The organism is Nocardioides sp. Z21_20, assembly GCF_059766585.1.
Window position 1 is genome coordinate 315,731 of the sequence record NZ_JCBAJX010000003.1, and the last position, 13,833, is coordinate 329,563.

A 13,833-nucleotide genomic window follows, 5' to 3' on the forward strand; every position below is an offset into this window, starting at 1 on the left:
CGGGGCCGGAGAGCGCTCCCGGGCTCGGATGAGTCGGGGTGAAGTGCCACGGCTCTCAGATCGCCGCTTCGTCCCGGTCTCCGGTGCGGACCCGGACCACGGTCTCGATCGGGCTCACCCACACCTTGCCGTCGCCGATCCGACCCGTCTGGGCGGTCTTGACGATGATCCCGACGATGTCGTCGGCGTCGTTGTCGTCCACGGCGATCTCGATGCGGATCTTGGGCACCAGGGCGATGTCGTACTCAGCGCCGCGGTAGACCTCCGTGTGCCCCTTCTGGCGTCCGTAGCCGCTGACCTCGCTGACGGTCATGCCGGTGACGCCGAAGGTCTCCAGGGCCTCGCGGACCTCTTCCCACTTGTGCGGCTTGATGACCGCGGTGACCAGCTTCATGCGTTGGCTCCTTCCGAGACCGAGGTGGTCTGCTTGTCCAGCACCGAGGGCGTACGGCGGGCGCCGCCGCCGGTGGCGAAGTCGTAGGCGGACTCGCCGTGCTCGGCGAAGTCGATGCCCTCGACCTCGTCCTCCTCACTGATCCGCCAGCCCATGGCCGCCTTGATGGCGAGGGCGATGAGGAGCGTCGCGATCCCGGACCAGATCATCGCGAACACCGCGACCGCGACCTGGACGACGAGGAGCTTGACGCCGCCACCGTAGAGCAGGCCGAGGTCGTCCTTGGCCAGGAAGCCGATGCCGATGGTGCCGACCAGACCACCGACCAGGTGCACGCCGACCACGTCGAGGGCGTCGTCGTAGCCGAGGACGTGCTTGAGGCCGACCGCCAGGGCGCACAGCGCACCGGCCACCGCACCGAGGATGATCGCGCCGACCGGGGAGAGCGCACCGCAGGCGGGGGTGATGGCGACCAGGCCGGCCACCACACCGGAGGCGGCGCCGAGCGAGGTTGCCTTGCCGTCGCGGATCTTCTCCACCAGCAGCCAGGCCATGATGGCCGCGCAGGTGGCCACGGTGGTATTCAGCCACACCAGGCTGGTCTCGGCGATCCAGTACGCCGCGTTGGCGTCGTCATCGAGGCCGGAGTTGGGGATCCAGGAGGCGACGTTGAATCCGAACCAGCCGAACCACAGCAGGCCGGCGCCGATCATCGTCAGCGTCAGGTTGTGCGGCTTCATCGGCTCCCTGCCGAAGCCGAGGCGCTTGCCGATCACGATCGCCAGGACCAGGCCGGCGATGCCGGCGTTGATGTGCACGACCGTGCCGCCGGCGTAGTCGATGGGCGCCACCTCGGCGCCGCCGTCACCGGAGAAGATCAGGTCGGCCAGGCCGCCGCTCTCACCGGAGAGGAAGCCCGAGCCCCACACCATGTGCGCGAGCGGGAAGTAGGACAGCGTCACCCAGATCGGCAGGAACACCAGCCAGGCGGAGAACTTCACCCGGTCCGCGATCGCGCCGCTGATCAGGGCCGCGGTGATGACCGCGAACGTCATCTGGAATCCGACCGTCAGGTACTCCTGACCCGAGACCCCGTCGAGGCCGAAGCGCTCGAAGGGGTTGTTGAAGAGCATCGCGATGTCCTTGTTGCCGTAGGACATCGAGTAGCCCCACAGCACGTAGACGATGCCCACAACCCCGATGGCCGAGAAGGACATCATCATCATGTTCAGCACGGACTTCGTGCGGCTCATGCCGCCGTAGAAGAGCGCCAGCGCCGGCGTTGTCATCAGCAGGACCAGGGACGCTGCCATCAGCGTCCAGGCGTGCAAGCCGTACTCCATCGAACCTCCAGGGGTTGCAGTGCGACAGACGGAACTCGGCTCTCGACTGCACTGTCCGCCGGGGGTCCCGCCCCATTGACGACAACCCTCCGGCGGGGAGGTTTCGACCTGCGCTACGACATGTTGCGCTCCGGAAACGACATTCCCGCCTTTGTTTCTGACGCGTTACACGCGCTCTGCCCAGGCTCCACGGACGTGCCTGCCCCGCGGGGTCAGCCCAGCAGGGCGTCGACGAACGTCTCGGCGTCGAACGGCGCCAGGTCGTCGGCGCCCTCGCCCAGGCCGACGAGCTTGACCGGCACGCCGAGCTCGCGCTGGACCGCGACCACGATGCCGCCCTTGGCCGAGCCGTCGAGCTTGGTGAGCACGATGCCGGTCACGTCGACGACCTCGCTGAACACGCGGGCCTGGATCATCCCGTTCTGCCCGGTGGTCGCATCCAGGACCAGCAGCACCTCGGTGACCGGGGCCTGCTTCTCGATGACGCGCTTGACCTTGCCGAGCTCGTCCATCAGCCCGGCCTTGTTCTGCAGCCGGCCCGCGGTGTCGACCAGGACCGTGTCGGCCCCCTGCTCGGCCCCGGCCCGGACCGCCTCGAACGCGACGCTGGCCGGGTCGCTGCCCTCGGGGCCGCGCACCACCGGCACCCCGACCCGCTCACCCCAGGTGGCCAGCTGCTCGACGGCCGCGGCGCGGAAGGTGTCGGCGGCCCCGAGGACCACCTGACGGTCCTCGGCCACCAGGATGCGCGCGATCTTGCCGACGGTCGTGGTCTTGCCGGCGCCGTTGACGCCGACGACCAGGACGACGCCGGGGCTGCCGTCGGCGCCGGTGACCTGCAGGCGGCGGTCCAGGGTGGGGTCGACCAGCGCGAGCAGCTCCTCGCGCAGCACCTCGCGGACCTCGGCCGCGCTGGAGCCCTCCACGCGCACCCGGGTGCGCAGCGCCTCGACCAGCTGCTGGGTCGGGGCGACGCCGATGTCGGCGGTCAGCAGGGTGTCCTCGATGTCCTCCCAGGTGTCCTCGTCGAGGCGGTCGCGCGAGAGCAGCGCGAGCAGCCCGCGCCCCAGCGTCCCCTGCGAGCGGGAGAGCCGCTGGCGCAGCCGGACCAGGCGCGAGGCCGTGCCCTCGGGGCGCTCCAGGGTGGGCGCCGCCGGAGCCACGGGGGCCTCTGCCGGCGGCTCGGCCGTCACCGGAGGTGCGGCCTCGCGCTCCTCGACCTCGGCCTCCGCCGGGGGCGTGAGGACGTCGGTGCCCGCGCCCGGCGGCAGCTGCGAACGCCGCCCGCCGCTGCTGAGCAGCCCGGCCACCGCCAGCACGGCGACGACGGCGATGCCGATGATCAGGAGGAGCCAGTCACCCAGGAAGTCCATGGCGCCCATCCAACCAGACCTGGCAGCGTGCCCGACCCTGCCCCCGCGGCCCCCTCAGCGGCCGCGCCTGATCAGAAGCGGGACTCGTCCAGGACGGGCACGGAGTCCGCACCCTTGCGCAGCAGGCGACCCAGCCAGGGAGCGGCGGGCACGTCCTGGCCACGGTGCGGGTAGGTCACGTAGACCACCACCACCCCGGCGATGAGCAGGATCACGAGCATCGTCGCGACGATGGAGAACAACGGTGGATCACTCCCGAGGGGTTCGCTTCACCGGCCGAGTGCGGCCGTAGGTAAAGGCTCGCACACCCGGTGAAGGACTCGCCGCGCGCCACACGCGACGTGACCCTTCCCACTCAGCGGCGCAGCAGCGGCTCCACCGCCGCGCGGATCGCGTCGGGCAACGGCGCGGTCGGACGACGGCCCTTGCCGTGGGTGTTGTCGACGTAGACGTGGACGAAGCGGCCCTCGGCCGCGGCCTCGTCGCTGTCGCCCTGGAAGAGACCGATCCGGTACACGATCGAGGACCGGCCGACCTTGTCGACGACCAGCCCGGTGTCGATGGGGTCGGGGAAGCCGATCTCGCGGAAGTAGCGGCACGAGGTCTCCGCGACGACGCCGATCTGCGGCAGCTCGCGCACGTTGGTGCCGGTCGCCTCGAAGAGGTGGGCGTTGACGGCCGTGTCGAACAGCTCGTAGTACGTCGCGTTGTTCAGGTGGCCGTAGGCGTCGTCGTCGCGCCAGCGCGTGGTCACCCGGCGCCACGCGACGTAGTCGGCTCGCGTCGGGCGGGCCGCCCGGGGCTCGGCGCCGGTCGTCGCGGCGCTCACGCCGGCTCCGTCTCGCGCAGCCGCTGGCTGATGACGGCCGAGACGCCGTCCCCTCGCATCGTCACTCCGTACAAGGCGTCCCCGACCTCCATGGTCCGTTTCTGGTGGGTGATCACGAGCAGCTGGGAATTCTCCCGCAGCTCCTCGTAGATCTCGAGCAGACGACCCAGGTTGGTGTCGTCGAGAGCGGCCTCGACCTCGTCGAGGATGTAGAACGGCGAGGGGCGGGCCTTGAACAGGGCGACCAGGAACGCCACCGCCACCAGGGACCGCTCGCCGCCGGAGAGCAGCGAGAGCCGCTTGACCTTCTTGCCCGGGGGGCGGGCCTCGACCTCGATGCCGGTGGTCAGCATGTCGCCGGGGTCGGTGAGCAGCAGCCGGCCCTCACCGCCGGGGAAGAGTCGCCGGAACACGTGGTCGAAGGCGACCCGGACGTCCTCCCAGGCCTCGGTGAAGACCTGCTCGACCCGGTTGTCGACCTCGCGGACGATGTCCAGCAGGTCCTTGCGGGTCCGCTTGAGGTCCTCGAGCTGCTCGGAGAGGAACTGGTGACGCTCCTCCATCGCCGAGAACTCCTCCAGCGCCAGGGGATTGACCTTGCCGAGCATGGCGAGCGCGCGCTCGGCCGAGCGCAGCCGCTTGGTCTGCTCCTCGCGCACGAACGGGACCGGGTCGGGCACGACGCCGTCCTCGTCGGGGGCCTGCGTCGAGGGCACCAGCTGGTCGGGGCCGTACTCGGTGACCAGCGCCTCGACGCCCAGGCCCAGCTCGTCGAGGGCCCGCTCCTCGAGCTGCTCGATGCGCATCCGCTGCTGGGCGCGGGCCAGCTCGTCGCGGTGCACCGAGCTGACCAGCTCGTCGTGCTCGCGCTGGAGGTCGCGCAGCGTCGCGCGCACCGAGAGCAGCTCCTGCTCGCGGCCCTGACGGGCCTGCTCGACGTCGGCGCGGACCTCGGCGGCGGCCGTCACCGAGCTCTCCAGCCTCTCCAGCACCCTGGCCGCGGCGGCCCCCACCGCCTCGGCCGCGCGCCCCTCGCGCAGCAGCTGCTGGCGCCGCTCGGCGGCGCGGGCGCGGGCCTCGCGCTCGTTGCGCGCCGAGCGCAGCAGGGCGTCGGCGCGGCCGTGGATAGCCCGGGAGCGCTCCTCGGCGGTGCGCAGCGCCAGGCGTGAGTCCATCTCGGCCTGGCGAGCCGCCCGGGCCGCCTCGGCGAGCTGCTCGCGCGCGCTGGTGTCGGGCTCCTCGTCGGGGGCCTGCTCCGCGCTCGCCAGGCGCTGCTCGAGCTCGGCGAGACCGGCCAGGTCCCGCTCGTGGGCCTCCTGCGCGGCGATGATCGCCTTCGCCAGACGCTCGGCCTCCCCCTTCGCGGCGCGGGACTGCGAGCCGTACTGCCCGAGCTCCTCGGCGACCGCGGCCAGCGTCGCGTCGGACTCGTGCAGACGGGCGAGGGTGGCGTCGGCGCGCTGCTGAAGCTCGTGACGCTCGGCCTCGAGCCGCGACGTCTCGAACGCGAGGCGCTCGGAGTCGGCGACCGCGCGGGCCAGCTGATCGGTGGCCTCGTCGACCGCGGCCTGCACCTCGATCAGGCTCGGCTGCGCCGACGATCCACCGGAGGCGAAGTGCGCCCCCAGCACGTCACCGGCCCGGGTGACGGCGCAGACGTCGGGCAGGTCGGCGACCAGCGCCCGGGCGGCAGGCAGGTCCTCGACCACGGCCACCTTGTGCAGCAGCCGGGTCAGGCCGGCGCGCAGCGTCTCAGGGCACTGCACCACCTCGACCGCGTACGTCGCGTGCCCCGGCAGCGACGGCCAGCCACCCTCGTCCGCCGGGCCGTCGCCCAGCAGCATGCCGGCGCGTCCGAGGTCGGCGCCGGTGAGGTGCTCGATCGCCCGGGTGGCGGCGTCGACGTCGGTCATCGCCACCGCGTCGGCCGCGGCGCCCAGCGCCCCGGCGACGGCCGCCTCGAACCCGGCGCGCACCGAGACCAGCGCCGCCACCGAGCCCAGCAGCCCGGCCACCGGCTCGGCGGCGGCCAGCAGCGCCCCGGCCCCGTCCTTGCGGTTGAGCCCCATCTCCAGGGCGTCCTTGCGGGCGGCCAGGGCCGAACGGTCGCGGTCGGCCTGCTGGGCCTCCTCGCGGACCTTCACCAGCCGTTGCTCGACGTCGTCGAGGGCGAGCAGCGACGCCTCGTGCTCGGCGTCCAGCCCCTCCTCCCCCGCGTCCAGCCCGGCCACCTTGGTCTCCAGGGCGGTGAAGTCGCGCTGCGCGCGCTCGGCCCGGGCCAGCGCCTCCTCGCGGGCGCGGCCGAGCCGACCGACCTCGTCGGCGGCGGCCGCGGCGCGTGAGCGCAGCGCGTTGACCTGCCCGTTCAGCCGGGCCAGCCCCTCGCGTCGGTCGGCGGCCGCGCGCTGCAGGCCGGCGATGCGCCGCTCCTCCTCGGCGGCGGCGTCCTCGGCGGCCTTGCGGGCGGTGACGGCCTCGTCCATCGCGGCGCGCAGTCGCTCGACCTCGGCCGCGATCTGCTCCTCCTGCTCGCGGACCCGTCCGGCCTCGGCCTCCAGCTGGTCGGGGTCGCGGCCCCCGGAGGAGGTCGGCTCGGCCATCGCCGAGGAGGCGTTGCGGGCCCGCTCGGCGGCCAGCGACTGGGTGCCGCGCAGCCGCTCGCGCAGCCCCGACAGCGCGAACCACGTCTCCTGGGCCCGCGACAGCGCGGGGAGGTCCTCGCGCAGGGCCGCCTCCAGCGCCGCCTCGGACTCCCGGGTCGCACCGATGGCGGCCTCCACCTGCGCGCGGCGCTGCAGCAGCACCGACTCGTCGGCCATCTCCTGCTCCAGCGCCGTGCGGGCGGTGACGAGGTCGTCGGCCAGCAGGCGGGCCCGCGCGTCGCGTACGTCGGCCTGGACGGCCGCCGCGCGGCGCGCGACCTCGGCCTGGCGCCCCAACGGCTTGAGCTGGCGACGGATCTCGCTGAGCAGGTCACCGAGGCGGTTCAGGTTCCCCTCGGTGGAGTCGAGCTTGCGCAGCGCCTTCTCTTTGCGCTTGCGGTGCTTCAGGACCCCGGCCGCCTCCTCGATGAAGCCGCGTCGCTCCTCGGGGGTCGCGCGCAGGATCGAGTCGAGCTGTCCCTGGCCGACGATGACGTGCATCTCCCGGCCGATCCCGGAGTCGGAGAGCAGCTCCTGGACGTCGAGGAGGCGACACGAGCTGCCGTTGATGGCGTACTCCGAGCCGCCGTTGCGGAACATCGTCCGGCTGATCGTCACCTCGGCGTACTCGATCGGCAGCGCGCCGTCGGAGTTGTCGATGGTCAGCTGGACCTCGGCGCGACCCAACGGCGGGCGCCCGGAGGTGCCGGCGAAGATGACGTCCTCCATCTTGCCGCCGCGCAGGGACTTGGCGCCCTGCTCCCCCATCACCCAGGCGAGCGCGTCGACGACGTTGGACTTGCCCGACCCGTTGGGCCCGACGATGCAGGTGATGCCCGGCTCCAGCTGCAGGGTGGTGGAGGAGGCGAAGGACTTGAATCCCTTGAGCGTCAGGCTCTTGAGGTACAACGCGCACTCCTCCCCGGGTCGGTGACCAGCAGGCTACCCGCCCGGCGCCGCCGCGCAGGGACGCGCGGCCGTACGCCGCGGGGGCCGTGCCGGCGCGCCGTCAGGCGGGCTGGAGCGCCGCGGCGTCCGTGTCGAGCTGGAGCAGGGAGGCCGCCTCGGCCTCGGTGAGCCGGTCGTTCTCCGTCGAGAGACGAAGCACCAGGGCCTCGAGCTCGCCGACGCGGGTGCGGAGCCGGTGGTTCTCGGCGACGAGGTGTGCCGGGAGGTCGCTGGGCAGGTGACCGATCAGCGCCTTGGCCATGGATGAGCCTTTCGGAGTCGATGAGCGCGAGACCAGGCCCCACACCGGTGGGGCCGGTCCTGGATGGGCGGTCCGCAGGGACCGTCTTCAAGAATCTCACCGGTTCCAGCCCCGGTCAATCCGACGTAGGACCCCTGAAGGCGCAGGTCAGAGGGCCCGTGCGCCGGCCACGCCGGGGCCGGTGCGCCGTGCCCGCGGCGCCGGCTGACAGGTGGGGCAGAAGTACGACGAGCGGTTCATGAACGCGACCCGGCGGATCGGCGTCGCGCAGCGCCGGCAGGGCAGCGCCTCGCGACCGTAGGCGTCCAGCGAGCGGTCGAAGTAGCCCGACTCCCCGTTCACGTTGACGTAGAGCGCGTCGAAGGAGGTGCCTCCCTGAGCCAGCGCGTCGCTCATCACCTGGCGCGCGTGCGCCAGGAGCTCACGGACCTGGGCGACGCGCAGCCGGTCGCCGGGGCGCTCTCCGTGCAGCCGGGCCCGCCACAGCGCCTCGTCGGCGTAGATGTTGCCCACCCCCGAGACCAGGGTCTGGTCGAGCAGGAGGCGCTTGATGCCCGAGGTGCGCCGGCGCACCCGGCGCACGAACTCGTCGTCGTCGAAGTCCGCGTCGAGCGGGTCGCGGGCGATGTGGGCGATCTGGGTGGGCAGCTCGGCCCCGCCGGGCGAGACCAGCAGGCCGCCGAACATCCGCTGGTCCACGAACCGCAGCTCGCGGGCCGCGGCCCCGGGAGCCCCCGGCGCGCCCTCGAGGCGCAGACGCACCCGCAGGTGCCGCTCGTCGGGCGCGCCGTCGGGCTGCACCAGCAGCTGCCCGCTCATGCCGAGGTGGGCGAGCAGGGCGTCACCGTCGTCGAGCGGGAGCCAGAGGTACTTGCCGCGCCGGCGCGCGGCCTCGACCCGGCGCCCGGTCAGGGCCAGCGCGAAGCCGGCCGGCCCTGCGGGGTCGCGGCGCACCGGACGCGTGTGCAGCACGTCCACGTGCGTGATCCGGGCCCCGACCACGTGCCGCGCGAGGCCGGCGCGCACGACCTCGACCTCGGGCAGCTCAGGCACGACTCAGGCCCGGTCGCTGCCGCCGGCCTGGTCGGCGGCGTTCTTGATGGCCGTCCCGGCGATCTCGCCGTACGCCGTCTCCGCGGCGGCCTGCTCGGCCTCCTTCTTGGAGCGACCCACGCCGTGACCGTAGAGCCCGTCCCCCACCCGGACCTGGGCGGTGAACGTCTTCATGTGGTCGGGACCGTCGTCCTCGATGACGTACTCGGGCACGCCGAGGGAGTGCTCGGCGGCGAGCTCCTGCAGGGAGGTCTTCCAGTCCAGTCCGGCGCCCAGCGCGGCGGCGGCCGTCATCAGCGGGTCGAACAGCCGGTGGACCACCTCGCCAGAGGACTCGAAGCCCCCGCCGCTGAGGTGGACCGCGCCGATCACCGCCTCGACGGTGTCGGAGAGGATCGAGGCCTTGTCGCGGCCGCCGGTCGTCTCCTCGCCGCGACCGAGCTTGATGTGGGCGCCCAGACCGATCGTGCGCGCCACCTCGGCCAGCGCCCGGGCGTTGACGACCGCGGCGCGCAGCTTGGCCAGCCGACCCTCGGAGAGGTCGGGATGGGTGGTGTAGAGGGCTTCGGTCACGATGACGCCGAGGACGGAGTCACCGAGGAACTCGAGCCGCTCGTTGGTCGGCAGCCCACCGTTCTCGTAGGCGTAGGACCGGTGCGTGAGAGCGCGCTCGAGGAGCTCGGGGTCCAACTTCGGATCCCCGAGCGCCTCGCGAAGCTCGATGTAGTTGGTCAGGGGACCGGGACCGCGCTCAGAGGACCTGGCGACGGTCGGTCTTGGCGCCGTACTGCCCGCACTCGCCGCACGCACGGTGCGGAAGGTGCTTCGCAGCGCACGCGGGGTTGGCGCAGGTCACGAGGGACGGCGCGACGGCCTTCCACTGCGAGCGACGGTGACGCGTGTTGCTGCGCGACATCTTCCGCTTCGGGACAGCCACTGTTCTCTCCTCTACCTTGGCCGGTCTTCCGGCCACTTGCGTCCAGCCGGTGAAGTGTCCGGCTGGTTCAGTCTTCGCCTTGCTTGAGCTGCAGCAGCCCGCTCCACCTCGGGTCGATCGCAGCCTCGTGCGTGTGATCGGGATCGTCGGCCAGGCGGGCGCCACACTCGACGCACAACCCGGGACAGTCCTCCTCACACAGCGGCTGGAACGGCAGTGCGAGCACCACCGCGTCCCTCAGTAGCGGCTCGAGGTCGAGCAGGTCGTCCTCGAGCCGGCTGACGCCGTCCTCGTCATCGATGTCCTGGCCGTGGTCGTCGTAGACGAACAGCTCCTGGAACCTCGCGGACATCTCGTCCTCGATGGGCTCCAGGCACCGTGCGCACTCGCCGACCAGCTCCGCCGTGGCGGTGCCGGTGACCAGGACGCCCTCCATGACCGCCTCGATCCGCAGGTCGAACTCGACCGGCGAACCTTCGGGGACACGCAGGACCTCGATGCCGAGATCTGCCGGTGCCGGCACCGAACGAAACACTTCGCGTTGGGACCCCGGGCGGCGGCCGAGCTCGCGTGTATCGAGCACGAGCGGCGCTCTCGGGTCCAGGCTGCTCAGAGTTTCACTTCCAGTGACGTGGCACGACAGATCGGGTGGAATCGTAGCCGCCGGTGCGGCCCGCCTGCAAAACCGGGGTCACCCACTCGCCTGCGCCCGCTCGGCGAGGCGCCGGGTGAGGCGCTCGTTGACGAACGCCGGGATCAGCCCGGACACGTCGCCGCCGAACGTCGCGACCTCCTTGACCAGGCTGGAGGCCAGGAAGGAGTACGCCGGGCTGGTGGGCACGAACACCGTCTCGACACCGGTCAGGCTGGAGTTCATCTGGGCCATCTGCAGCTCGTAGTCGAAGTCGCTGACCGCCCGCAGGCCCTTCACGATGGCGTGGATGTCGTGCTCGAGGCAGAAGTCGGTCAGCAGCCCGGTGAAGCCGTCGACGCGCACGTTGGCGAAGCCGGCGCACGCCTCGGTGAGCATCTCGATGCGCTCCTCGGGCGAGAAGAGCCGGTTCTTGGACGCGTTCACCCCGACCGCCACCACCACCTCGTCGAAGAGGCCGCTGGCGCGCGAGACGATGTCGAGGTGTCCGTTGGTGACCGGATCGAAGGACCCTGGGCAGACGGCACGGCGCACTGGCTACTCCTCGCTGGGATGGTGAGAGTGCTCCGGGCCCTGGGCCGGCTCGGAGCTCGGGGGCGAGCCCGCGTGACCGTACCAAAGCACGGTCTCGCCGTAGCGCTTCTCCCGGCTCCCCACGATCTCCGGGGGCCACGCCACCAGCGACCTGCGCGCCGAGCGCTCCACGACGACCAGGGCTCCCGGCACCAGCCAGCCGTTGTCCACCAGCGCGCGCAGGTCGGCGGCGACCTGCTCGTCGGGCAGCGGGTAGGGCGGGTCGGAGAACACCACGTCGTAGGGGGCACTGGGCGGGCGGGCCAGGGTCGCGGCGACGGAGCCGGTCACCACGTCGGCACGGGGGAAGCCGAGCGTGCGGGCGTTGGTGGCGATCAGCATCGCCGTACGGCGGTCCTGCTCGACCAGCGTGACCACTCCGGCGCCGCGCGACCAGGCCTCGAGCCCGACCGCGCCCGATCCGGCGTACAGGTCGAGGAAGCGCAGCCCGCTCAGCGAGCCGAGCTCGTGCTCCAGCGCCGAGAAGAGCGCCTCGCGCACCCGGTCGCTGGTGGGTCGGGTGCTGCTCCCCCGCGGGGTGCTGAGCCGGCGCCCGCCGGCGCTGCCGCCGATGATCCGGGTCACGACTTCTCCAGGAACTCGGACTGCTGGGAGAGCTCGAGGTCGCGCACGGCGCGGGCGAGCCCCGGGGCGGCGCCCAGTCCGGGGTCCTCGGCCATCAGCTCGCCGGCCGCCTCTCGGGCGGCCAGGATCGTCTTCTCGTCACGCAGCACCCGCAGATTCTGCAGGGAGGAGCGGAAACCCGACTGCGACGCGCCGAGCACGTCGCCCTCGCGTCGCTGCTCGAGGTCGACCCGGCTGAGCTCGAACCCGTCGGTGGTGGCCGCGACCGCGTCGAGCCGCTCCCGGGCCGGGCTGCCGGGCTCCGCGTGGCTCACCAGCAGGCACAGCCCCGGATGGCCGCCACGGCCGATCCGGCCGCGCAGCTGGTGCAGCTGGGAGACCCCGAAGCGCTCGGCGTCGAGCAGCACCATCACCGTCGCGTTGGCGACGTCGACGCCGACCTCGATCACCGTGGTCGAGACCAGCACGTCGATGTCCCCGGCCGCGAAGGAGCGCATCACCCGCTCCTTGTCGTCGGGGGCCATCCGGCCGTGCAGGCGCTCCACCCGCAGCCCGGTCAGCGGTCCCTCGCGCAGCGAGGTCACCACCTCCTCCACGGCTGCCAGCGCCCCGGGACGGGTGGTGGGCGACGGCTCCCCCTGCGCGTCCAGCTCCGGTGCGTCGCGCTCCCCCTGCTCGAGCTCTTCGCCGCTGATCCGCGGGCACACGACGTAGGCCTGGTGCCCGGCGGCGACCTCCTCGCGGACCCGCTGCCAGGCACGCTCGAGCCAGTGCGGCTGCTCGGCGATCGCCACGACGTTGGTCTGGATGGGGGCCCGGCCGGCGGGCAGCTCGCTCAACGTCGAGGTCTCGAGGTCGCCGAACACGGTCATCGCGACGGTGCGCGGGATCGGGGTCGCGGTCATCACCAGCACGTGCGGGGGCGTGCCGGCCTTGTCGGTGAGCGCGGCGCGCTGCTCGACGCCGAAGCGGTGCTGCTCGTCGACGACCACCAGCCCCAGGTCCGCGAACGAGACGTGCTCCTCGAGCAGCGCGTGCGTGCCGATCACGATGCCGGCCTCGCCGGAGGCGATGCGCAGCAGCGCCTCCTTGCGCTGGGCGCGCGCCATCGACCCGGTCAGCAGCGCCACCGAGGTCGCGTCCTCGGCTCCGCCGAGCATCCCGCCGCCCGCGAGGTCACCGAGCAGCGCGGTGATCGAGCGGTGGTGCTGCTGGGCCAGCACCTCCGTCGGCGCGAGCAGCGCCGCCTGCCCCCCGGAGTCCACGACCCGCAGCATCGCCCGCAGCGCGACCAGGGTCTTGCCCGAGCCCACCTCGCCCTGCAGCAGCCGGTTCATCGGATGCGGCTGGGCCAGGTCCTCCTCGAGCTGCGCGCCGATCTCCCGCTGACCTCCGGTGAGCGCGAAGGGCAGCCGGGCGTCGAAGCACTCCAGCAGCCGGCCCTGTCCCCCGGTGCGCGCCCGGGCGCCCTGGGCGCGCAGCAGCGCCCGGCGCCGGGCCAGGACGAGCTGGGTGACCAGCGCCTCCTCGAAGCGGAAGCGCCGGTGCGCGGCGCCGACCTGCGCGTAGTCGTCCGGGGCGTGGACCCAGTCCAGTGCGGTGCGGGCGTCCACCACGTCGTAGCGGCCCCGCAGGGCCTCGGGCAGCACGTCGGGCACCTCGTCGAGCACCGTCCGGGCGAAGCTCACCGCCCGCTGCAGGTCCCAGGAGTCCACCCCCTTGGTCACGGGGTAGATCGGGTATAGCCCGCGCAGGTTCTCCAGGACGATCCTGGCGGTCTCGTCGTCGTCGGCGTCCTCGCCGAAGAGCAGCATCTGGGGGTTCGTCAGCTGCCAGGAGTCCCGGAAGGTACTGGCCTGGCCGGTGAAGATGCCTTGGCGTCCCACCGGCAGGCGCCGCGCATGCCAGTCGGCGACGTGCTGGGACTTGGCGAAGAACGTCATCACCAGCGACGGCCCGTTGGTGCGCAGCACCGTCTCCAGCCGGTACGCCGTGCGGCCCGTGCGCCGGTCGGTGTAGGTGCGCACCTGGCTGCGGCTGATCTCACCGACGATGGTGAGCGCCTGGCCGGGCTCGAGCGTGCCCACCTCGGTGAGCTCGCCGGTCTTGAGGTAGCGGCGGGGGAAGTGGTGCAGCAGGTCGCCGACGGTGCGCAGGCCGAGGCCCTCGGTGATCTTCTTGTGCTTGGTGCCGCGGTCGCCCAGCACGGTGGCCACCGGGGAGTCGAGGGTGATCATCGGGT

14 protein-coding genes are annotated in these 13,833 nt (G+C 72.6%); all 14 read right to left on the bottom strand.

Annotated features, from left to right (window positions below; genetic code table 11):
• Positions 1-55: 55 nt before the first annotated feature.
• The gene (locus tag AC6EH9_RS08040; protein ID WP_498422033.1) at positions 56-394 is read right to left on the bottom strand and encodes a P-II family nitrogen regulator; all 339 of its coding nucleotides are present in this window, start codon (positions 392-394) and stop codon (positions 56-58) included.
• On the bottom strand, positions 391-1,737 hold the full coding sequence (locus AC6EH9_RS08045; protein ID WP_498422035.1) for an ammonium transporter: 1,347 nt from the start codon (positions 1,735-1,737) through the stop codon (positions 391-393). Before AC6EH9_RS08045 ends, AC6EH9_RS08040 begins: the two co-directional genes overlap by 4 nt.
• A 212-nt stretch (positions 1,738-1,949) precedes the next feature.
• On the bottom strand, positions 1,950-3,110 hold the full coding sequence (gene ftsY / locus AC6EH9_RS08050; RefSeq protein ID WP_498422037.1) for a signal recognition particle-docking protein FtsY: 1,161 nt from the start codon (positions 3,108-3,110) through the stop codon (positions 1,950-1,952).
• A gap of 71 nt (positions 3,111-3,181) precedes the next feature.
• Positions 3,182-3,352: a hypothetical protein gene (locus AC6EH9_RS08055; RefSeq protein ID WP_498422039.1), complete on the bottom strand. Its 171-nt coding sequence runs from the start codon at positions 3,350-3,352 to the stop codon at positions 3,182-3,184.
• A gap of 113 nt (positions 3,353-3,465) precedes the next feature.
• Positions 3,466-3,939 (bottom strand): acyl-CoA thioesterase, encoded by a 474-nt coding sequence (locus tag AC6EH9_RS08060; protein ID WP_498422042.1) that lies wholly within the window; start codon positions 3,937-3,939, stop codon positions 3,466-3,468.
• Complete coding sequence (gene smc, locus AC6EH9_RS08065; RefSeq protein WP_498422045.1) at positions 3,936-7,490, bottom strand: chromosome segregation protein SMC; 3,555 nt, start codon at positions 7,488-7,490, stop codon at positions 3,936-3,938. The genes AC6EH9_RS08060 and smc overlap by 4 nt, the downstream gene beginning before the upstream one ends.
• A gap of 100 nt (positions 7,491-7,590) precedes the next feature.
• Entirely contained in the window at positions 7,591-7,791 is a 201-nt protein-coding gene (locus AC6EH9_RS08070; protein ID WP_498422046.1) for a hypothetical protein, read from the bottom strand.
• A 147-nt stretch (positions 7,792-7,938) separates the two neighbouring features.
• Positions 7,939-8,844, bottom strand: a complete 906-nt coding sequence (gene mutM, locus AC6EH9_RS08075; protein WP_498422047.1) for a bifunctional DNA-formamidopyrimidine glycosylase/DNA-(apurinic or apyrimidinic site) lyase — start codon at positions 8,842-8,844, stop codon at positions 7,939-7,941.
• A gap of 3 nt (positions 8,845-8,847) precedes the next feature.
• Positions 8,848-9,534, bottom strand: a complete 687-nt coding sequence (rnc, locus tag AC6EH9_RS08080) for a ribonuclease III (RefSeq protein ID WP_498422049.1) — start codon at positions 9,532-9,534, stop codon at positions 8,848-8,850.
• A 61-nt stretch (positions 9,535-9,595) separates the two neighbouring features.
• Entirely contained in the window at positions 9,596-9,781 is a 186-nt protein-coding gene (rpmF, locus tag AC6EH9_RS08085) for a 50S ribosomal protein L32 (protein WP_460797976.1), read from the bottom strand.
• Between the two features lie 67 nt (positions 9,782-9,848).
• A complete protein-coding gene (locus AC6EH9_RS08090; RefSeq protein ID WP_498422271.1) occupies positions 9,849-10,394 on the bottom strand; it encodes a YceD family protein in 546 nt (181 codons plus the stop codon).
• Between the two features lie 78 nt (positions 10,395-10,472).
• Positions 10,473-10,967, bottom strand: coding sequence for a pantetheine-phosphate adenylyltransferase (gene coaD / locus AC6EH9_RS08095; protein ID WP_498422050.1), 495 nt, complete (start codon positions 10,965-10,967; stop codon positions 10,473-10,475).
• A gap of 3 nt (positions 10,968-10,970) precedes the next feature.
• On the bottom strand, positions 10,971-11,591 hold the full coding sequence (rsmD, locus tag AC6EH9_RS08100) for a 16S rRNA (guanine(966)-N(2))-methyltransferase RsmD (protein WP_498422052.1): 621 nt from the start codon (positions 11,589-11,591) through the stop codon (positions 10,971-10,973).
• Positions 11,588-13,828 (bottom strand): ATP-dependent DNA helicase RecG, encoded by a 2,241-nt coding sequence (locus AC6EH9_RS08105; RefSeq protein ID WP_498422054.1) that lies wholly within the window; start codon positions 13,826-13,828, stop codon positions 11,588-11,590. The genes rsmD and AC6EH9_RS08105 overlap by 4 nt, the downstream gene beginning before the upstream one ends.
• Positions 13,829-13,833 lie beyond the last annotated feature (5 nt).